22 protein-coding genes are annotated in these 18,805 nt (G+C 71.5%); 11 read left to right on the top strand and 11 right to left on the bottom strand.

Translation table 11 applies throughout. The features are described 5' to 3' along the window. Positions 1-268: MJ0042-type zinc finger domain-containing protein (locus tag ACFQ4O_RS07650; RefSeq protein ID WP_378775107.1), on the bottom strand; the 268-nt coding region annotated here is incomplete at its 3' end. A 184-nt stretch (positions 269-452) separates the two neighbouring features. Here ACFQ4O_RS07650 and ftsE point away from each other — a divergent pair. The 5 genes from ftsE (at position 453) to ACFQ4O_RS07625 (ending at position 4,252) form a co-directional block, all read left to right on the top strand. Next, the gene (gene ftsE, locus ACFQ4O_RS07645; protein ID WP_378775106.1) at positions 453-1,112 is read left to right on the top strand and encodes a cell division ATP-binding protein FtsE; all 660 of its coding nucleotides are present in this window, start codon (positions 453-455) and stop codon (positions 1,110-1,112) included. Then, positions 1,109-2,050, top strand: a complete 942-nt coding sequence (locus tag ACFQ4O_RS07640) for a cell division protein FtsX (protein WP_378775105.1) — start codon at positions 1,109-1,111, stop codon at positions 2,048-2,050. Before ftsE ends, ACFQ4O_RS07640 begins: the two co-directional genes overlap by 4 nt. Positions 2,051-2,126: 76 nt before the next feature. Further along, positions 2,127-2,825: a YdcF family protein gene (locus ACFQ4O_RS07635; protein WP_378775104.1), complete on the top strand. Its 699-nt coding sequence runs from the start codon at positions 2,127-2,129 to the stop codon at positions 2,823-2,825. A gap of 20 nt (positions 2,826-2,845) precedes the next feature. After that, positions 2,846-3,631 carry a lysophospholipid acyltransferase family protein gene (locus ACFQ4O_RS07630; RefSeq protein WP_378775103.1) on the top strand — a complete coding sequence of 262 codons (786 nt, stop codon included), beginning with the start codon at positions 2,846-2,848 and terminating at the stop codon, positions 3,629-3,631. Between the two features lie 123 nt (positions 3,632-3,754). Next, positions 3,755-4,252: a hypothetical protein gene (locus tag ACFQ4O_RS07625; RefSeq protein WP_378775102.1), complete on the top strand. Its 498-nt coding sequence runs from the start codon at positions 3,755-3,757 to the stop codon at positions 4,250-4,252. Here the strand turns inward: ACFQ4O_RS07625 and ACFQ4O_RS07620 are convergent. Beyond that, the gene (locus tag ACFQ4O_RS07620; RefSeq protein WP_378775101.1) at positions 4,153-4,695 is read right to left on the bottom strand and encodes a gamma-glutamylcyclotransferase; all 543 of its coding nucleotides are present in this window, start codon (positions 4,693-4,695) and stop codon (positions 4,153-4,155) included. The genes ACFQ4O_RS07625 and ACFQ4O_RS07620 overlap by 100 nt on opposite strands. A 164-nt stretch (positions 4,696-4,859) precedes the next feature. On the opposite strand from ACFQ4O_RS07620, the gene ACFQ4O_RS07615 reads away from it, so the two are divergent. Further along, positions 4,860-5,900, top strand: coding sequence for a DUF2125 domain-containing protein (locus ACFQ4O_RS07615; RefSeq protein WP_378775100.1), 1,041 nt, complete (start codon positions 4,860-4,862; stop codon positions 5,898-5,900). Positions 5,901-6,080: 180 nt separating this feature from the next. On the opposite strand, the gene ACFQ4O_RS07610 is transcribed toward ACFQ4O_RS07615, so the two are convergent. The 3 genes from ACFQ4O_RS07610 to ACFQ4O_RS07600 form a co-directional block, all read right to left on the bottom strand. Then, positions 6,081-6,614 (bottom strand): tripartite tricarboxylate transporter TctB family protein, encoded by a 534-nt coding sequence (locus ACFQ4O_RS07610; protein ID WP_378775099.1) that lies wholly within the window; start codon positions 6,612-6,614, stop codon positions 6,081-6,083. Between the two features lie 97 nt (positions 6,615-6,711). After that, complete coding sequence (locus ACFQ4O_RS07605; protein WP_378775098.1) at positions 6,712-7,731, bottom strand: Bug family tripartite tricarboxylate transporter substrate binding protein; 1,020 nt, start codon at positions 7,729-7,731, stop codon at positions 6,712-6,714. Positions 7,732-7,832: 101 nt separating this feature from the next. Next, complete coding sequence (locus ACFQ4O_RS07600) at positions 7,833-9,344, bottom strand: tripartite tricarboxylate transporter permease (RefSeq protein ID WP_378775097.1); 1,512 nt, start codon at positions 9,342-9,344, stop codon at positions 7,833-7,835. Between the two features lie 217 nt (positions 9,345-9,561). On the opposite strand from ACFQ4O_RS07600, the gene ACFQ4O_RS07595 reads away from it, so the two are divergent. From ACFQ4O_RS07595 to ACFQ4O_RS07580, 4 genes are all read left to right on the top strand, one after another. Next, positions 9,562-10,248, top strand: coding sequence for a GntR family transcriptional regulator (locus tag ACFQ4O_RS07595; protein ID WP_378775096.1), 687 nt, complete (start codon positions 9,562-9,564; stop codon positions 10,246-10,248). Positions 10,249-10,335: 87 nt separating this feature from the next. Continuing rightward, positions 10,336-11,922, top strand: a complete 1,587-nt coding sequence (purH, locus tag ACFQ4O_RS07590; RefSeq protein WP_378775095.1) for a bifunctional phosphoribosylaminoimidazolecarboxamide formyltransferase/IMP cyclohydrolase — start codon at positions 10,336-10,338, stop codon at positions 11,920-11,922. A 150-nt stretch (positions 11,923-12,072) separates the two neighbouring features. Continuing rightward, positions 12,073-12,846 carry an SGNH/GDSL hydrolase family protein gene (locus tag ACFQ4O_RS07585; protein WP_378775094.1) on the top strand — a complete coding sequence of 258 codons (774 nt, stop codon included), beginning with the start codon at positions 12,073-12,075 and terminating at the stop codon, positions 12,844-12,846. A gap of 295 nt (positions 12,847-13,141) precedes the next feature. Continuing rightward, positions 13,142-13,462: a heavy metal-binding domain-containing protein gene (locus tag ACFQ4O_RS07580; RefSeq protein ID WP_378775093.1), complete on the top strand. Its 321-nt coding sequence runs from the start codon at positions 13,142-13,144 to the stop codon at positions 13,460-13,462. Between the two features lie 12 nt (positions 13,463-13,474). Here the strand turns inward: ACFQ4O_RS07580 and ACFQ4O_RS07575 are convergent, their stop codons facing one another. From ACFQ4O_RS07575 to ACFQ4O_RS07550, 6 genes are all read right to left on the bottom strand, one after another. Continuing rightward, the gene (locus tag ACFQ4O_RS07575) at positions 13,475-14,869 is read right to left on the bottom strand and encodes an MFS transporter (RefSeq protein WP_378775092.1); all 1,395 of its coding nucleotides are present in this window, start codon (positions 14,867-14,869) and stop codon (positions 13,475-13,477) included. A 146-nt stretch (positions 14,870-15,015) separates the two neighbouring features. Beyond that, positions 15,016-15,978: a metal ABC transporter substrate-binding protein gene (locus ACFQ4O_RS07570; RefSeq protein WP_378775091.1), complete on the bottom strand. Its 963-nt coding sequence runs from the start codon at positions 15,976-15,978 to the stop codon at positions 15,016-15,018. A gap of 35 nt (positions 15,979-16,013) precedes the next feature. After that, positions 16,014-16,895 carry a metal ABC transporter permease gene (locus tag ACFQ4O_RS07565; protein ID WP_378775090.1) on the bottom strand — a complete coding sequence of 294 codons (882 nt, stop codon included), beginning with the start codon at positions 16,893-16,895 and terminating at the stop codon, positions 16,014-16,016. Positions 16,896-16,911: 16 nt separating this feature from the next. Beyond that, the gene (gene aztA, locus ACFQ4O_RS07560) at positions 16,912-17,655 is read right to left on the bottom strand and encodes a zinc ABC transporter ATP-binding protein AztA (RefSeq protein WP_378775089.1); all 744 of its coding nucleotides are present in this window, start codon (positions 17,653-17,655) and stop codon (positions 16,912-16,914) included. After that, positions 17,652-17,813 carry a hypothetical protein gene (locus tag ACFQ4O_RS07555; RefSeq protein ID WP_378775088.1) on the bottom strand — a complete coding sequence of 54 codons (162 nt, stop codon included), beginning with the start codon at positions 17,811-17,813 and terminating at the stop codon, positions 17,652-17,654. The genes aztA and ACFQ4O_RS07555 overlap by 4 nt, the downstream gene beginning before the upstream one ends. Positions 17,814-17,873: 60 nt before the next feature. Beyond that, positions 17,874-18,485, bottom strand: coding sequence for a LemA family protein (locus ACFQ4O_RS07550; RefSeq protein ID WP_378775087.1), 612 nt, complete (start codon positions 18,483-18,485; stop codon positions 17,874-17,876). Between the two features lie 134 nt (positions 18,486-18,619). Between ACFQ4O_RS07550 and ACFQ4O_RS07545 the strand changes: the two genes are divergently transcribed. Then, on the top strand, positions 18,620-18,805 hold a 186-nt coding region (locus ACFQ4O_RS07545), incomplete at its 3' end, for a YbaY family lipoprotein (protein WP_378775086.1).

Raw genomic sequence — 18,805 nt, 5'->3', positions numbered from 1 at the left:
CGGGCCTGCGCTTCGGGGCGGCCGGCGGCGCGAACGCCTCCGCTTCCGGCGGGGCCGGATGGTCGTGGCCGCGCTCCTGCGCATGGGCGTCGATCACGTCGTCGTCGTCGATGGGCGGGATCGCCTCGGCCGGCGCCGCGTCGGCGTCGCCCGCTCCTTGGGCGAACCATTCGGTCTTGCAGCGCGCGCAGCGCACCGGACGCCCCGCGCCGAGCGCGGCGGGCGCCAATCGGTAGGTGGCGGCGCAGTTGGGGCAGACGATCAGCATCGAAGCCTGTATGAGACCGAACGAATCGCATGCGGCGGGCTCGCCGCCCGAGAACAGGAAGCGAACCGGCCGCGACGTCCACGACCTCGCCACTTTATCGTTAATGGATCGTTAAAAGATACGGCTCGACAACGGTCCGCAAGCATCGACCGCGCCCCCGCGAACCAACGGACGACCCGCCGCCATGCTCCGCTTCGAGAACGTCGGCCTGCGCTACGGGCTTGGACCCGAGGTGCTGCGCGACCTGACGTTCCAGATCGCGCCGAACTCGTTCCAGTTTCTCACCGGTCCCTCCGGCGCCGGCAAGACCACGCTGCTGCGCCTGCTGTTTCTGGCGCTGAAGCCGACCCGCGGCCTGATCACCGTGTTCGACCGCGACATGGCGACCCTTCCCAAGCGCGACCTGCCGTCGCTCCGCCGCCGCATCGGGGTCGTGTTCCAGGACTTCCGGCTGCTGGACCACATGACGACCTACGACAATGTGGCGCTGCCGCTCCGGGTCGCGGGGCGGGACGAAAGCTCCTACCGCGCCGAGGTGATGGAGCTGCTCGGCTGGGTCGGACTCGGCGACCGGCTGGACGCGCTGCCGCCGGTGCTGTCCGGCGGCGAGAAGCAGCGCGCCGCCATCGCCCGGGCTCTGGTGGCGCGGCCCGAGCTGCTGCTCGCGGACGAGCCGACCGGCAACGTGGATCCGCAGCTCGCCCGGCGCATTCTCCGCCTGTTCGTGGAGCTGCACAAATCCGGCACCTCGGTGGTGATCGCGACCCACGACATCGCCCTGATGGACCTTTACGACGCCCGCCGCCTCGTGCTGCACGACGGCCGGCTGCACGTGTACGAATGACCGCGCCCGCCCCCTCCCCCGCCGAGAGGCCGTCCCGTTCGCGCCGGCCGGGACCGATCGTGCCCGCCTCCTCCGTCTCCGGCCACACGTTGGTGATGGTGATCGCCATCATGACCTACCTCGCAGGCCTCACGGTCGGCGCGGTCGATCTGGTGCGCGCGACCGCCGCGGAATGGGAGCGCGACGTGGTGCGGGAGACCACGATCCAGATCCGCCCGGCGGAAGGGCGCGACCTCGACGCCGTGGCCGAACGGGCGAGCCGGCTCGCCCGCGAGACGCCGGGCGTGGTCGAGGTCCGGCCCTACAGCGACGCGGAGACCGCGCGGCTGCTGGAGCCCTGGCTCGGCTCCGGCCTGTCGCTGGCGGAGCTGCCGATCCCCCGGCTGATCGTGGTGCGCCTGTCCGAGGACGAGCCCTTCGACCAGGCGGGCCTCCGGGCGAAGCTGGACGCGGAGGCGCAGGGCGCGACGCTCGACGACCACCGCCGCTTCCTCGACCGGCTGGTGGCCATGGCCCGCACGCTGGTGGGGCTCGGGCTCGGCGTGCTGGTGCTGGTGCTGGCGGCGACGGTGCTGTCGGTGGTGTTCGCCACCCGCGGCGCCATGTCCGGCAACCGGGACATCGTGCAGGTGCTGCATTTCGTCGGCGCCCGCGACGGCTATGTGGCGGGCCAGTTCCAGCGCCGCTTCCTGTGGCTCGGGCTGAAGGGCGGCCTCGCCGGCGGCGCCGCGGCCATGGCCACCTTCCTGCTGGCGGAGCTCGCCGCCGAGCAGGGCGTGGGCAGCGCCGCGGTGGACCAGATGGACGCCCTGTTCGGCCGGTTCCAGGTGGGGCTCACGGCCTATGCGGGCGTGCTGGCGCTGATCGCCGTGATCGCGGCGCTGACGGCGCTGACCTCGCGCCTCACCGTGTTCCGCACGCTTCGAGCGCTCGATTGAGGCGCCCGCCATGCGTCCGACTTGCCGAACCGGCGGCGAGGACGCATTTTTCCGGCGAAGCGTCACCGGTTTGACCATGGCCGCAGGCTACGACCCCAACGCGCGCCACGACGCGCTCGCGCCCCGCGCCGCCGTCTGGCGGGCGCTTCGGACGCTTGCGCTCGTGACGTTGATCGGGGGCGGGCTCGCGATCGCGGGCTTCGCGAGCTTCCTGCGGCTGGTGCCGTCCGGCGACCATGGGGGCGCCGAGCGGGCGGACGGCATCGTGGCGCTCACCGGCGCCGCCGAGCGGCTGTCGGACGCGCTGCGGCTGCTGGCGGCCGGCGGCGGCAAGCGGCTGCTGATCTCGGGCGTCCATCCCGCCACCACAGAGGTGGAGCTGTCCCGGGCGCAGCCGGACTACGCGCCTTGGGCGCGCTGCTGCGTCGATCTCGGCCGCCGGGCGCTGAACACCGCCGGCAACGCGGTGGAGACGCGCCGCTGGGTGGAGCGGCACCAGTTCCGCTCGCTCATCGTGGTCACTTCGGGCTATCACATGCCCCGCACCATGATGGAGCTCGCCCGCGAGATGCCCGACGTCGCCCTGATCCCCCATCCCGTCGTGACCGATCGCCTGCGCGGCGAGCCCTGGTGGCGCGACTGGGCGACGGCGAAGCTGATGGGCGGCGAGTATGTGAAATACGTCGCGGCCCTCGTGCGCGTGCGCCTCGCGCCCCGCATGAGCTCCGCCGAGACCGCCACCGCCGGCCACGCCGCCGACGCGCCGCGCTCCTGACCCGCCGGGCGATCTTCCGCGTGACGTCTCCCACTTCCCCCCGCGCCGGCGGCGTCGTGTTCTGGCGCACGGTCGCCTTCAACACGCTGTTCGCGCTCCAGCTCGTGATCATGGCGCTCGGTTCGCTGCCGATCGTGCTGCTGTTTCCGCGCCGCCACGTGCTGGGGGTGGCCAAGCTCTGGTGCCGCTGCAACCTCGCGCTGCTGAAGGGCGTCGTCGGCCTCGACGTGGAGATCCGCGGACGCGAGAACATCCCGCAGGGCGGCGCGCTGATCGCCTCCAAGCACCAGTCGGCGCTGGAGACCTTCGCCATCGTGCCCTTCGTGCCGGACCCGCTGTTCGTGCTGAAGCGCGAGCTGACCTGGATTCCGTTCTTCGGCTGGTTCCTGATGCGGCTGCGGATGATCGCCATCAACCGCTCCGCGGGCGGCGACGCGCTGTCGCAGATGGTGAAGCAGGCGCAGGCCGCCGCGCAGGACGGACGTCAGATCGTCATCTTTCCCGAAGGCACCCGGCGCCCGGTCGGGGTGGAGCCGGCCTACAAGCACGGCGTCACCCATCTCTACGTCAAGCTCGGCCTGCCGGTGACTCCGGTCGCCATCGACACCGGCGTGTTCTGGCCGCGCGGCGGGCTGCGGCGGCGCCAGGGCGTCTCCGTGATCGAGTTCCTGGAGCCGATCCCGCCCGGCCTTCCCCGCGCCGAGTTCGAGCGCGTGCTGCGGGAACGCATCGAGAGCCGCAGCAACGCGCTGGTCGCCGAGGCGATCGGCTCGGCGCCCGCCGCCCCGGAGCCCGTCCCGGCCTGACATTGAGGCGCCCCAGCGGCGGAACTGTTGGGCGATTGTGGCGTTGTAGCCTCAACCTGTTGCTCGACTTGACAGTTTTCAGAGACTGGGAGGTAAGATGACGCCTCCACGAGGGGGCGCGCGATGACTGATTCGGTCACGCCTTCGGCGGTCCTGTTCGATCGCCTTACAGAACTTGCGGCGCATGAGCCCGCGCCCGCCGACCAGGGTCTCGCGGCCGTGGCGCGCGAAACCGACGTCGGCGACCGCTACCGCGTGTGGCGCGGCCGGTCCGGGCGCCGCTATCTCGTCACCGTGATGCCGCTCGGCGAAGCGGTGCGGGTGGAGGACGCCGTGGTCCTTGTCGTGGCCGTGGACCCGGACGACGGACGCCGCATCATCTGGGCGGGCGAATCCGGCCACGGCCTCCCGGCGCTCGCGCTGGAGGCGGGCCAGCGGATCGAGGCCCATGTCCACCTTCTGGCGGCGAGCTCCGCCAGGCGCCGCGCGGCCGTGGACGATCTTGTAAGCGCGACCCAGAGCTACTCGTCGGTCTTGACCGCCAGCGCCGCCGCGAGCCACGCCAGCGTCGGGTCGGTGACGCCGAGCCGCTCCAGCTCCCGCGCGGTGTTGAGGACGTAGTCCGGGTTGGGGCCGGCGGCCCCGACGCTGGTCCGCACCCGCTCCAGCGTCTCCTCCGGCGGCAGATCGCCCACATATTGCGGATGGCCGCGGTCGGCCACATAGGCGATCGCCTCCACCGCGCGCCCGTCGTCGAGGCGCGCCGGCAGCACCAGCTCGCGATAGACATGGGTGACGAGCTCGCGTTCGCGCAGATAGAGCAGCGTCTCCGTCGCCCGCGCGGCCTCGACGCGGAAGGCCAGCCCCTGGCAGGAGCCGCCCTCGTCCAGCCCCAGCACGAGGCCGGGCCGCTCGGGCGTGCCGCGATGGCGGTGCGAGGCGATGCAGAGCGACCGGTGGTAGCCGTCGATCGCGGCCCGCGCCTGCTCGACGATCTCGAAGCCCGGCCGCCACATCAGCGAGCCATAGGCGAACACCCAGAGATCGACGTCGGTTCGTATCATCGGCGGCGAACGGGCTCCCTTGCCGTCTTCGGCCGGCGCGACTCATGCCGCTCGACCGGACGCGCCCAATGTGGTCGATGACACCGCGCCCCGACAAGGCCGATCGGGCGCGGCGCGCCGGCGCACGCCCCATCGTCCCGCAGGCCGCATGAGGAGACGCCCCCGTGACCACCGCCGCCCCCGCCCGCCGCTGGCCGATCTATCTCCCGACGCTCGCGCTGCTGCTCGGCGCCGCGGTCTGGTCGGCCTTCTGGTGGTACGCGGCCGGGCGGGCCGAGCAGGCGGCGGACGCCTTCATGGCGCGGGAGGCCGCCAAGGGCCGGGTCTACGCCTGCGGCGAGCGGACCGTGGGCGGCTATCCGTTCCGCATCGAACTGCGCTGCGAGCGGCCCTCCGCCAGCGTGCGGGACGGCGAGAACCATCTGACGCTGGAGGCCCCCCGGCTGGTGGCGGTGGCGCAGGTCTACGATCCGCGCCGCATGATCGTGGACCTCACCGGCCCGGTCGGCTTCATGGACGCCCAGGGCCGGCGGGGCGAGGCGGCGTTCCGCACCGCGCAGGCGAGCGGAACCGCGACCCTCGACGGAAAGCTGGAGCGGGCCTCCGCCGTGGTCGCCGACCCTCGCCTCACCCTCGACGGGACCGAGCAGGCTGCCGGGTCGCGGCTCGAGGCCCATCTGCGCCGCACGCCGGACGCCGGCCCCGGCGCCTATGACGTGGCGCTGGCGCTCGACAGCGCCACCTCGCCCTGGCTCGGCCTGCTGCCAGTGGGCGACGGCCCGGCGACCTTCGAGCTGCAGGCGAGCCTGACGCAGGCGGGCGAGTTGCGCCCCGCGCCGCTGGAGGAGCGGCTGCGCGCCTTCCAGGCGGCGGACGGACGGGTGCGGATCGACGTGGCCCGGCTGATCCGCGGCGACGTGGAGGCGCGGATCGACGGCGATCTCGGGCTCGACGCGCAGGGCCGGCTCGACGGCCGGCTGACGCTGGTCGCCCGCGGCCTCGACGAGATCGTGCGCGGGCTTGCGGGCGGCGCCGGCGGGCGGCGGGACGACCTGCTGTCCTCGCTGCTGGGCGCCGGGGCGCAGATGCTGGGCAAGCCCGCCAAGATCGACGACAAGCCGGCGACGGCCTACGACCTGCGGCTGGACCGGGGGCGGGTCGAGCTCGGCCCGATCCGCCTCTACCGCCTGCCGCCGCTCTACTGACCAAGGCGCGGCGCTCACGCGCGATCTGGAAAGGACCGCGGCCCGCGATCAGACCTCGCGTCATGCCCGCCGGAGGCGGGCGCCTACGACTTTCGCCGACCGAGAGCCTCCGCATTCCAGTCGTGGATGCCCGCGCGAAGGCGCGGGCGTGACGACGAGCGCGACTGTCCAAACGGGCGCTCAGAACCCGAAGGCGGCCTCCAGCGGCCCCTTGGGCAGCGGCACCAGGAACCAGATCTCGAACATGGCGAAGCTGATCCCGGCCACGCCGAGCGCCACCGCGAGCGCCTTCCAGAGCGGGAACTTGCCGACCACGACCATGAAGGCGGCGATGTAGATCGCCGAGGACACGTAGATCCCGATCCACGAGATCGCGAAGACGAAGATCACCGCCGGCACGAAGATGGCGCACATGCGCAGGAAGCCCGGCACGCTGGTCATGGGCTTCGCCTCCTCGCCCTCGGGCCGGGGCAGCGCCCGCGCGAGGTTGATCAGGCTCGCGATCGCCATCGTGACCGCGATGTAGAACGGGAAGTAGCCGGGGGCCGGCCCCTCGTTCGGTCGCCAGTCGAAGCCGAGGCGGACGCTGTCCACGATGACGATGGCGCTCGTCACAAGGAACAGCAGGGCGACGGCGATGTCGGCCGCGCGGAGGCTGACGAGCGGTTTCTCGGTCTCGACGTCGTGGACCTGATCCGGATCGATCGCGCTCATGGAAGAGGCGCTCCTTGAAGGATTGGGGCGTCCTCCGGCCGGGCGTCCCTCAACGGGGCCCGGCCGGAGCGTGGTCGCGCGGCGGTCGCCCGCCGGTTCAGCGGGCGGCGGCCACGAAGCCCGCGCCGGTCATCAGCTCGCGATGCTTGGCTTCCGCCGCGGTGAGCCAGGTTTCGAACTCGGAGCCGGTCATGGTGGTCTGGTTGAAGGCGCCCTTCTCCATGAACTCCTTCCACTCCGAGGTCTCCATGACCTTCTTCAGCACGCCCTCGTAATAGGCGACCTGCTCCGGGTTGGCGTTCTTGGTGGTGAAGATGCCGCGCAGCATCTGGTACTCGATCGGCAGGCCGGACTCCGCGCAGGTGGGGATGTCGGCCCAGGACTGGGTCTCCGTCACCTTGGTGGCGTAAGTGGAGCGCGCCTTGTCGAAGATGCAGAGCGGGCGCAGCTGCCCGCCGCGCCACTGGGCCACGGCCTCGATCGGGTTGTTCACCGACGAGTTGATGTGGCCGCCCACGAGCTGGACCGCGACCTTGCCGCCGCCGTCGTAGGGCACGTAGGTGAACTTCTTGCCGCCGGTCTCCTTCTCGATCGCGACGGTGATGATCTGGTCTTCCTGCTTGGAGCCGGTGCCGCCCATCTTGAAGGCGCGGTCCTCGCCGGCCTTGACCGCGGCGACGTACTCGCCGGCGGTCTTGTAGGCCTCGCCGGCGTTCACCCACAGGATGAACTGGTCCAGCGCCATCATCTTCACCGGCTTCATGTCCTTCCAGTTGAAGGGCGTGCCGGTGCCGAGCGGGGTGGTGAACAGGTTCGACAGCGAGATGATGATCTTGTGCGGATCGCTGGCGCTGGCCTTCATCTCCAGGAAGCCTTCGGCACCCGCGCCGCCGCCCTTGTTCACCACGATCAGCGGCTTCGACATCAGCTCGTGCTTCTGGATCACGCCCTGGATGAAGCGCGCCATCTGGTCCGCGCCGCCGCCGGTGCCGGCGGGGATGATCAGGGTGACGGGCTTGGTGGGCTCCCAGGCGACGGCCGGGACCGCGGCGAGGACGCTGAGGCCGGCCGCGAGGCCGAGGCGCTTGGCGATCGTCTTCCACGACTTCATGCGCATGACGACTTCTCCCATGACGAGCCGCTTGGACCGCGGCCTCTTGAACGGAACGAACAGGACGAAGGCGGGCGCGGATCGGACCGTCGCGCCCGCCGGAGAGTTCAGGCCGCGGCGTCGGCGCGCGGCTTGCCGAAGCGGGCCATCACGCCCTGCGCCAGCGGCCAGAAGGCCAGGATGACGCCGAGCGTCATGATCGAGCCCGACAGCCAGTTGGACCAGAACACGGTGACGTCGCCCTGGCTGACCAGCATGGCCTGGCGGAACGAGCTCTCGGCCTGATCGCCCAGCACCAGCGCCAGCACCAGCGGCGGCAGCGGATAGCCGAGCTTGGTGAAGAGGTAGCCCATGACGCCGAACACCAGCATCATCCACACGTCGAACATGGAGTTGTTCACGGTGTAGGCGCCGATGGCGCAGATCACCACGATCACCGGGGCCACGATCGAGAACGGCACCCGAAGGATGGCGGCGAACAGCGGGACGCAGGTCAGCACCATGATCAGGCCGACCACATTGCCGAGATACATCGACGCGATCAGGCCCCAGACGAACTCCTTCTGCTCCACGAACAGCAGCGGGCCGGGCTGAAGGCCCCAGATCAGCAGGCCGCCCAGCAGCACCGCCGCGGTGGGCGAGCCGGGAATGCCGAGCGTCAGCATGGGCAGCAGCGCCGAGGTGCCGGCGGCGTGGGCCGCGGTCTCGGGCGCCACCACGCCTTCGAGCTCGCCCTTGCCGAAGTTGTGGCCGTTCTTCGAGAACCGCTTGGCGAGGCCGTAGCCCATGAACGAGGCCGGCGTGGCGCCGCCCGGGGTGATGCCCATCCAGCAGCCGACGATGCAGCTGCGGATGAAGGTGCCGAACATGCTCGGCAGCTTCTTCCAGGTGCGGATGACGGCGTCCATGCGCAGCTTGGCGTCGGCGCCGGAGAACTTCAGCCCGTCCTCCATGGAGGTCAGGATCTCGCCGATGCCGAACAGGCCGATGACCGCGACGAGGAACTTGAAGCCGTTCAGAAGCTCGTCATAGCCGAAGGTCATGCGCAGCGAGCCGGTGACGCCGTCGAGCCCGACGGAGGCCAGCGCGAAGCCGAGGCACATGGAGGCGAGCGTCTTCCAGGGCGTTCCGCGCCCCATGCCGAGGAAGCTCGCGAAGGTGAGGAACTGGACCGCGAAGAATTCGGCCGGTCCGAACTTGAGCGCGAACTTGGCGACCGCCGGCGCCAGGAAGGTGATGAGCGCCACGGCGAAGATCGCGCCCACGAAGGACGAGGTGAAGGCACCCACCAGCGCCTCGTCGGCCCGGCCCCTCTGGGCCATGGGATGGCCGTCGAAGGTCGTGGCCACCGACCATGGCTCGCCCGGGATGTTGAACAGGATCGCCGTGATCGCCCCGCCGAACAGCGCCCCCCAGTAGATGCTGGTGAGCATGATGATCGCCGAGGTGGGATTCATCGCGAACGTCAGCGGCAGCAGGATCGCGACGCCGTTGGCGCCGCCCAGCCCCGGCAGCACCCCGATCACCACGCCGAGCGTGATCCCGAGCACCATCAGGGCGAGATTGTACCAGCTCAACGCGTGGCCGAAGCCCCCGGCGAGCGCGCTCAACTCCTCCATGCCTTCCTCCCCCAACCCCCGACGGCGGCCACGGCTCAGGCGAACGCGCCCGGCCGTCGCCGCGGTTTAAGGAGAGCTAAACGGGGGGCCAGATGGCATGCAATATTCCATTAGGATGATCCGAGGCGTAATATTCGAAGGTATTAGACCCTGTTCGTGACAGATAACGCGCCTCGCCGTGGTATTTCTGATTCAAAGAACGGGCCGGGGGGCGGACATGGCGCAGGACGGGTTGGAGCTGCATCCCATCGACGGGCTTCAGAGCCTGAAGGCGCGCACCTACGACGCGCTGAAGGCTGCGATCTCGGAGATGAACATCTACGACGCCGCGACGCCGCTGAAGCTGGACGAGCGGGCGCTCGCCGCGGGCTTCGGCGTCAGCCGCACGCCCCTGCGCGAGGCGCTAGCGCAGCTGGAGCAGGAGGGGCTGGTGCGCACCGAGCCCCGGCGCGGCGTGTTCATCGTGCGGCGCTCCAAGGCCGAGATCCTGGAGGCCATCACCGTCTGGGCGGCGCTGGAGAGCATGGCGGCGCGGCTCGCCACCGAGGTCGCGACGGACGAGGAGATCGCGAGCCTGCACGAGCTGACGGACGTGTTCTCCAGCGACGACGTGACCGCCCACATGGGCGAGTATTCCGACGCCAACATCCGCTTCCACGCCGGCATCATCCGGCTGTCGCGCTGCCGGCTTATCGCCGACATCACCAACGGGCTGTTCCTGCACGTGCGCGCCATCCGCCGCCGCACCATCGTGGAGGCGGACCGCGCCCAGCGCTCGATCATGGACCACAAGGAGATCGTGGCCGCGCTCGAGGCCCGCAACGCCGAGCGCGCCGAGCGGCTGGTGCGCGAGCACACGCTCAAGCTCCGTGACCACGTGGAGCGCTACGTCACCATCGACTGAACGCGGGCGCCGGTTCTCGCGGGCGCGAAAAAATGCTACCGGCCGCGCGAGCCGTTTCAGGCCCCGCACGATCCGAAAGCCGATCCGATGACCGAACGCCCCGTCGCCCGCGCGCTGCTCTCCGTCTCCGACAAGACCGGGCTGATCGAGTTCGCCCGCGCGCTCGACGCGCGGGGCGTGGCGCTGGTGTCGACCGGCGGCACCTCGAAGGCGATCGCCGAGGCGGGGCTGCCGGTGCAGGACGTCTCCGACCTCACCGGCTTTCCCGAGATGATGGACGGCCGGGTGAAGACGCTGCACCCCAAGGTCCATGGCGGCCTGCTCGCCATCCGGGGCGACGCCGGGCACGAGGCCTCTATGGCCGAGCACGCCATTCTGCCGATCGACCTGCTGGTGGTGAACCTCTACCCGTTCGAGGCCGCGCTGGCGCGGAAGGCCGATTACGACGACATGGTCGAGAACATCGACATCGGCGGCCCGGCCATGATCCGCGGCGCGGCCAAGAACCACGCCCATGTGGCGGTGGTGGTGGACGTCGCCGACTACGCCGCCGTGCTGGCCGATCTCGACGCCAATGCCGGCGCCACCTCTTTCGCCTTCCGCAAGCGCCTCGCCGCCAAGGCCTATTCCCGCACCGCCGCCTATGACGCCGCGATCGGGACCTGGCTCTCAGGCGAGGCGGGCGAGACGACGCCTGGGTTCCGGGCGCTCGGCGGCGCGCTGGCGCAGGGCCTGCGCTACGGCGAGAACCCGCACCAGCAGGCGGCGTTCTACCGCACGGCCGACAGCCGTCCGGGCGTCGCCACCGCGACCCAGCTCCAGGGCAAGGAGCTCAGCTACAACAACCTCAACGACACCGACGCGGCCTACGAGCTCGTGGGCGAGTTCGACCCCGCCCGCACGGCCGCCTGCGTCATCGTCAAGCACGCCAACCCCTGCGGCGTGGCGGAAGGCGGCTCGCTGAGGGAGGCCTACGAGCGGGCGCTCGCCTGCGACCCGGTCTCCGCCTTCGGCGGCATCGTGGCGCTGAACCGCCCGCTCGACGCCGAGGCCGCGACCGAGATCGTGAAGATCTTCACCGAGGTGATCATCGCGCCGGACGCCACCGACGAGGCCCGCGCGATCGTCGCCGCCAAGAAGAACCTGCGCCTGCTCGTGGCCGGCGCCCTGCCCGATCCGCGCGCGCCCGGCCTCTCCGTCAAGACCATCGCCGGCGGCTTCCTGGTCCAGACCCGCGACAGCGCGGTGGTCGACGATCTGGAGCTGACCGTGGTGACGAAGCGCGCCCCGACCGAGGCGGAGCTCGCCGACCTGCGCTTCGCCTTCCGGGTGGCGAAGCACGTGAAGTCCAACGCCATCGTCTACGCCCGCGGCGGCGCGACGGTCGGCGTCGGCGCCGGCCAGATGAGCCGGGTGGACAGCGCCCGCATCGCCGCCCGCAAGGCGGCCGACGCCGGGGAGGCCGCCGGCGCCTCCGAGCCGCTGACCCGCGGCGCGGTGGTGGCCTCCGACGCCTTCTTCCCCTTCGCGGACGGGCTCGACGCCGCGATCGAAGCCGGCGCCACCGCGGTGATCCAGCCGGGCGGCTCGCTGCGCGACGCGGAGGTGATCGCCCGCGCCGACGAGGCCGGCCTCGCCATGGTGGTCACCGGGGTGCGGCATTTCCGACACTGAGCGGCGTCCGCGGCGCGCTGTTCACGTCGAGTTCAACATCGGGGTTTCTCCGGACCTGACTTCGCCACGATCGTCATGCTAAAGGCTGAGCCATAGGGGGATACCTCTTTTCGCTCCGGGCTTCGCATCCGCATCGAGGTGGTTCGAACGATGACGTCCGTCGTCACTCTGCTCCGCGCCGGCCTTCTGGCCGGCTTCGCCATCATCGGCGTCGCCACCGGCGTCGCCGAGCCCGCCAAGACGCCGTGCCGCGTCGCCGACAACCTGCTCGTGATGCAGGGCCGGCTGGACCGCGCCACCTCGAGCCTGAAGGGCGACGACGCCTTCCGGGTGCTGGTGATCGGCTCGTCCTCCACCGCCGGCGTCGGCGCCACCTCGCCCGAACGCGCCTACACGGAGCGGCTGGAGCAGGACCTGTCCCGCCGCCTCGCCGGCGTCTCCGTGGAGGTGATCGCCCGGGGGATCGGCGGCGAGACCGCCGCCGGCGCCGAGGCGCGCATGGCGCGGGAGATCGCGGCGGCCAAGCCCGATCTGGTGGTCTGGCAGATCGGCACCAACGACGCCGCCCGCCGCATCGCCGTGGACGTGTTCCGGGAGACCACGCTGAAGGGCCTCGCCCACATCGCCAAGGCGGGCGTGGACGTGGCGCTGCTCGACCCCCAGTTCGTGCCCCAGGATGAAGCGGCTTACGCGCCCTACCTCGCCGCCATCGAGCAGGTTTCGGCCTCGGCCGGCGCGCCGGTCGCCCACCGCTACGCCGCCATGCGCGCGCTGACCCAGGACGGCGCCACCGACATGCTGTCCCGCGACCGCCTGCACATGAACGACGTCGGCCACGCCTGCGTCGGCTCGTTCCTCGCGGAAGCCCTCGGCCGCAAACTCGCCCCGCTGCCGGCGGTGGCCGAGGCGACCAAGAAATCCTGAGGGGTTTGGGGGCGATCGCGACTAGGACCGACGCCCTCTTTCTTGTCCCGGCCTTGAGCCGGGACCCATACACGCCGACGCGCGGAGACGAAACGCCCCGGCCGTCGCGGCTTACTTTGAAAACTCAGCGGGTCTGGGTCCCGGCTCAAGGCCGGGACAAGGAAGTGGCGCATCTCACGCGCAGCCATGACGCAACGCCAGCGCTTGGCGCGAGGCGTGGACGGCGGCGCTTCCTTATGGGCGGCGGAGGGTTCATCCTGCCGGCCGGTTCGATCGCGAGGAGACGCCGCGCGCCATGCTGGTCACCACAACGCACACCGTCGAGGGACGGCCCATCCTGCAGTATCACGGCCTCGTCTCCGGCGAGGCGATCCTGGGCGCCAACATCTTCCGCGACCTGTTCGCGAAGGTGCGCGACATCGTGGGCGGACGGTCGGGCGCCTATGAGAAGGAGCTCAAGAACGCCCGCGACATCGCGCTCGAGGAGATGACGGCGGAGGCTCGCAGCCGGGGCGCCAACGCGGTGATCGGGGTCGATCTCGACTACGAGACGGTGGGCCGCGAGGGCTCCATGCTGATGGTGGCCGCGGCCGGCACCGCCGTCACGCTCGGCTGAGGCGACGCGGCCTCAGCGGGCGGCCGGGCGCTCCGGCTCGCGCACCAGCGTCAGCAGCGCGCCGCCGGCGAGGAAGAAGCCCATCAGCACCGCCACCCCGACCCGCTGGCTGTCGGTGAGCGCGGTCACGATCGCGACCGCCGTCGGCCCGAGGAAGGACGTCACCTTCCCCGACAGGGCGAACAGGCCGAAGCTCTGGGTCAGCTTGCCCGGAGGCGCGAGCCGCACCAGCAGCGTGCGCGAGGCCGATTGCAGCGGCCCCGCCGCCGCGCCCAGCACCAGCGCCACCGCGATGAACAGCCGCTCCGGGGTGGAGGCGAACAGCGCGTCGTCCACCACCTTGGGATCGACCGGCACCACGAACAGCACCCGCGCCCGCTCGATCGACACGATCACCACCGCCGACACCACCAGCAGCGCGAGCGATCCCGCGATCACCCGCTGGGGGCCGATGCGGTCGTCGAGCCAGCCGCCGATCAGCGCCCCGATCACGCCGGCGACGATGACGAGAATGCCGAACACGCCGATCTCGATCGTGCCCCAGCCGAGCGCCCCGGCGCCGTAGATGCCGCCGAAGGCGAACAGGGCGCTCAGGCCGTCCACATAAAGCATATGCGCGAGCAGGAAGAGCGTGAGGTCGCGCGAGCCCCTCAGCCCCGCGAGCGTGCGGCGCAGATCGCGCAGGCCCGCGCGCACGGCGGACGCGACCGGCAGGCCGCCGCGCTGGTCGGGCGCGAACAGGAACAGCGGCGTCACGAAGACGAGGTACCACAGGGCGGTCAGCGGCCCGACCGCCCGGTCGCCCTCAAACGTCTTGGGGTCGAGCCCGAACAGCGGTTCGAGGCCGATCAGCGTCCGGCCGTCGTCGGGATCGGCGGAAAGGAAGCTCAGCGCGAAGCCGAGCGCCACCAGACCGCCCACATAGCCGAGCGCCCAGCCGAGCCCGGACAGGCGGCCGAGCGCCTCGGGCGGCGCAAGCGAGGGCATCATGGCGTTGGTGAAGGCGGTGGCGCATTCGGTGCCGATGGTGGCCAGCGCGAAGCCCGCCAGCGCGAAGGCCACCGCGTTCGGCGCGCCGGGCGGCGTGAACCACAGCAGCGCGGACCCGGCCACGATCAGCGCCGAGAAGGCCGCGATCCAGCGCTTGCGCCGGCCGGTGCGGTCGGCGATGGCGCCGAGCGGCGGCGACAGCAGCCCGACCGCAAGCCCCGCCGCGCCCGCGGCGAAGCCCCACATCGCCTGCCCCTCCGCCGGGCTTTCGGCGAGCTGGGCCGCGAAATAGGGCGCGAAGACGAAGGTGGCGATCAGCGTGAACACGGGCTGGGTCGCCACGTCGAACAGCGCCCAGGCCCACACCGCCCGGCGGGCCGCGGGCGGCGCGTCGCGGCGGCCGGGCGTGCGTTCCACTGGTGTCACCGGTCGCGCCCTCGCTCCGGCGCCGCCGCCGGGTTCGTGTCCTCGACCGCCGTTCTAGACCGCACGCCCGCGGGAGGAAACGACGACGACAGGCGCATTCCCTTCGATGGCCGTGACCCGCGTGGCGGCGGCCGCCGTCAGCCGCCGCTGGTCGCGGTGAGCTGGCGCAGGTTCCAGCGCATCATGTCGAGATAGGTCGCGGCCGGGCCGTTCGCCGGCGACAGCGAGTCCGAATAGAGCGCGCCGCCGACGCGGGCGCCGGTCTCCTTGGCGATGCGCTGCGCCAGCCGTGCGTCGGAGATGGTCTCCACGAACACCGCCGGAATCTTCTCGGCCTTGATCTGGCGGATGATGCGCGCGACGTCCTTGGCGGACGCCTCCGTCTCGGTGGAGACGCCCTGCGGCGCGATCATCTCGACGCCGTAGGCGGCGGCGTAATAGCCGAAGGCGTCGTGGGAGGTGATGACGCGGCGGCGCTCCGCCGGCACGGCGGCCCAGCCGTCGCGGATCTCCGTCTCCAGCCCGTCGAGCTTGGCTTCATAGGCGGCGGCGTTGGCCTCGTAGGCGGCGCGGCCGTCCGGGTCGGCGGCGATCAGCGCGTCGCGGATGTTCGCCACATAGACCTTGGCGTTCGCCACCGACTGCCAGGCGTGGGGATCGATCCCGCCATGGTCGTGGCCCTTATGGGCGTGACCGTGGTCGTGATCCTTGGCCTTGCCGTGGTCCTTGTGGCCGTGATCGTGCTCGTCCTCCTCGTCCTCCAGCGCGCGGGCCGCGACGCCCTTGGAGGCGACCACGACGGTCGCGCTGGAGCCGGACGCGGCCACCAGCCGGCTGATCCAGCCCTCGAAGCCGAGGCCGTTCTCGAACAGCACCTTGGCCTCCGCCACCTTGCGGGCGTCGGCGGGGGCGGGCGAGAACACATGGGCGTCGCCGCCCGGCCCGACGAGGGTCTCGACCGCCACGCGGTCGCCGCCGACCTCACGGACCAGATCGCCGAGGATCGAGAAGGTCGCGACCGTCTTCAACGGCTCGGCCGCGGCGGGGGCGATCGCGAGCAGGCCCGCGACGGCCCCGGCGAGGAATGCGCGCAGGGACATGGAACGTCTCCGGAGTGAGGACTGGGTTGAGGGGGTCAGGCCATCCTGTGGCGCGGCGCGGGAGCGAACCGCCACAGGACCCCGCCGCGCCGCCCGACGGCGAGCGACAGCAGGTAGAGAACGCCGGCGGCCAGGATGATGGCCGGGCCGGCGGGCACGCCGAAATGGTAGGAGCCGAGCAGGCCGGCGACCGAGGACAGCGCCCCGACGCCGATCGAGGCCGCGAACATGCCGGCGAGGCTGTCGGTCCAGAACCGGGCCGCCGCCGCCGGCAGCATCATCACGCCCACGGCGAGCAGGGTGCCGAGCGCCTGGAACCCGGCCACCAGACAGAGGACCACCAGCCCGAGGAACACCAGATGCGCCGCCCCGCCCGAGCGGCTGACCGAGCCGAGAAAGCCCGGATCGACGCATTCGAGCGCCAGCGGCCGGTAGATCAGCGCCAGCGCGAACAGCGTGACCGTGGACACGCCGCACAGCAGCAGCAGCGCGTCGTCGTCCAGCGCCAGCACCGAGCCGAACAGAACGTGCAGCAGATCGACGTTGGAGCCCTTGAGCGACACCAGCGTGACGCCGAGCGCGAGCGACAGCAGGTAGAAGGCGGCGAGCGCCGCGTCCTCCCGCAGCACGGTGGCGCGGGCGACCAGCCCCGTGAGCAGAGCCACCGACACGCCCGCCACCAGACCGCCCAGCGTCATCGCCGGCAGCGACAGGCCGGCCACCAGAAAGCCCACCGCCGCGCCCGGCAGGATGGCGTGGGCCATGGCGTCGCCGGTCAGGCTCATCCGGCGCAGCATCAGGAACACGCCGATGGGCCCGGCGCCCACCGACAGCGCCAGCGCCCCCACCAGAGCGCGGCGCATGAAGGCGAAATCGGCGAAGGGCGCGACCAGCGCGGCGTGAAGATCGGCGATCATCGGGTCGGCCTCGCTCTCAGGCGGCGTGGACGTCGCAGAGCGGAGCGCGGTCGTCGAAAGCTTCGGGCATGGCCCGCGCCTCCAGCAGCCGTTCGGGCTTCAGCGCCTCGGCGGTCGGGCCCCAGGCCACCGGCCGGCGGGCGAGCAGCAGCGTCTCGGGGAAGGCCCGGCGCACCACCTCCATGTCGTGCAGCACCGCCACCACCGTGCGGCGCTCGTCGTGCCAGCGCGCCACGATCTGCAGCAGGTCGGCGACCGTGCGGGCGTCGATGGCGGCGAAGGGCTCGTCCAGCAGGATGACGGGGGCGTCCTGCAGCAGCAGCCGCGCGAACAGCGCCCGCTGGAGCTGGCCGCCGGACAGCGTGCCGATGGCGCGGCGGTCGAAGCCTTCGAGCCCCACCGCCGACAGCGCCTCGCCGACGCGGGCGCGATCCGCGCGGCTTAAGCCCCCGAACAGGCCGATGCGCCGCCACAGGCCCATGGACACCAGATCGAACACCTCGATCGGGAAGCTGCGGTCGAGCTCCGCCGCCTGCGGCAGATAGGCGATGTCGCGCCGGCCGAGCGCGCCCCGGTCGATGCGCCCGCCGATCGGCTTCAGCGCGCCCATGAGGCCTTTGAGCAGCGTGGACTTGCCGGCGCCGTTCGGCCCGACCACGGCGAGCAGCGCGCCTTCGGCGATCTCGCCGTCGATGTGATGCACCGCCGGATTCCGGTCGTAACCGAGCGTGACGTCGTGGAGCCGGAGCGCCGCGCTCATGACATGGCCCAGAAGGCGGCGGCCCAGATCAGCGCCGACAGCGCCGCCGCGCCGCCGAGCCGCACGGCGATCGACGAGGTCAGCAGCGAGCGCCCCGGGCGCGGATCGCGCCTCGGCGCGCCGTGGGACTGGTGATGATGAGCGTGGGACTGGGACATGGAGACGCCGTCGCGACAGGACGGCGTCATGTTATAGAGTTACAGACCGCGTCACAAGCCTCAGAACGAGACCTTCGGGGCGGCGGCGTTCTCCGGCGCGGACTCGAACGTCGCCATGGGCTTGGCGTCCGGGTAGAACCAGCCGGCGATCCAGCGGCCCGGAATGGTGCGCAGCTCGGTGTTGTAGGCCTGCACCGACTGGATGTAGTCGCGCCGGGCGACCGCGATCCGGTTCTCGGTGCCCTCGAGCTGGGACTGCAGCGCCAGGAAGTTCTGGTTCGACTTCAGGTCCGGGTAGTTCTCCGACACCGCTAGCAGCCGGCCGAGGGCGCTCGAGAGCGCGCCTTGCGCCTCCTGGAAGCGCTTCACCGCCTCGGGATCGCTGAGCTGGTCGGCGTTGATGGTGACCTGGGTCGCCTTGGCGCGGGCCTCGATCACGCGGGTCAGGGTCTCCTGCTCCTGCCGGGCGAAGCCCTTCACCGTCTCCACCAGATTGGGGATCAGGTCGGCGCGGCGCTGGTACTGGTTCTGCACCTCGCTCCAGCGCGCCTTGGCCTGCTCCTCCAGCGTCGGCACGTTGTTGACGCCGCACCCGGCGAGCGAAAACGACAGCATGACGACCGCGGCGAGCGCCGCGAGCCGCGCGAAGAACGTGTTCAGCGCAAAGGCCATGATCCCGATCCTCCCGAAACGATCCCTGAACGTCGGGTGGGAAGGTCGAGAGCCGGCGAGGAAAGTCAAGGCCTTGCGGCGTCCGGGGCCTTGAGGGCAGCCTGCCGGCGATCATGCGACAAGGAGATTCGGCCATGCGGCTCCGCGCCACCCTGACACCGATGATCGCGGCGCTCGTCGCGCTGCTGGCGACCGCGTCGGCCCACGCCGCCCCGCGGACGCTGGAGGGGCAGGTGATCTGGCGCGAGCGGATCGCGCTGCCGCCCGGCGCCGAGGTGACCGTGCGCCTCACCGAGCGGACGCGCCCCGGCGCGGAGCCG

This window comes from Methylopila musalis, from assembly GCF_042679725.1.
In the GTDB taxonomy this organism is placed as follows: domain Bacteria; phylum Pseudomonadota; class Alphaproteobacteria; order Rhizobiales; family Methylopilaceae; genus Methylopila; species Methylopila musalis.
Note: the sequence above shows the minus strand (reverse complement) of the source record. Positions and strands in the feature narration are given on the sequence as shown.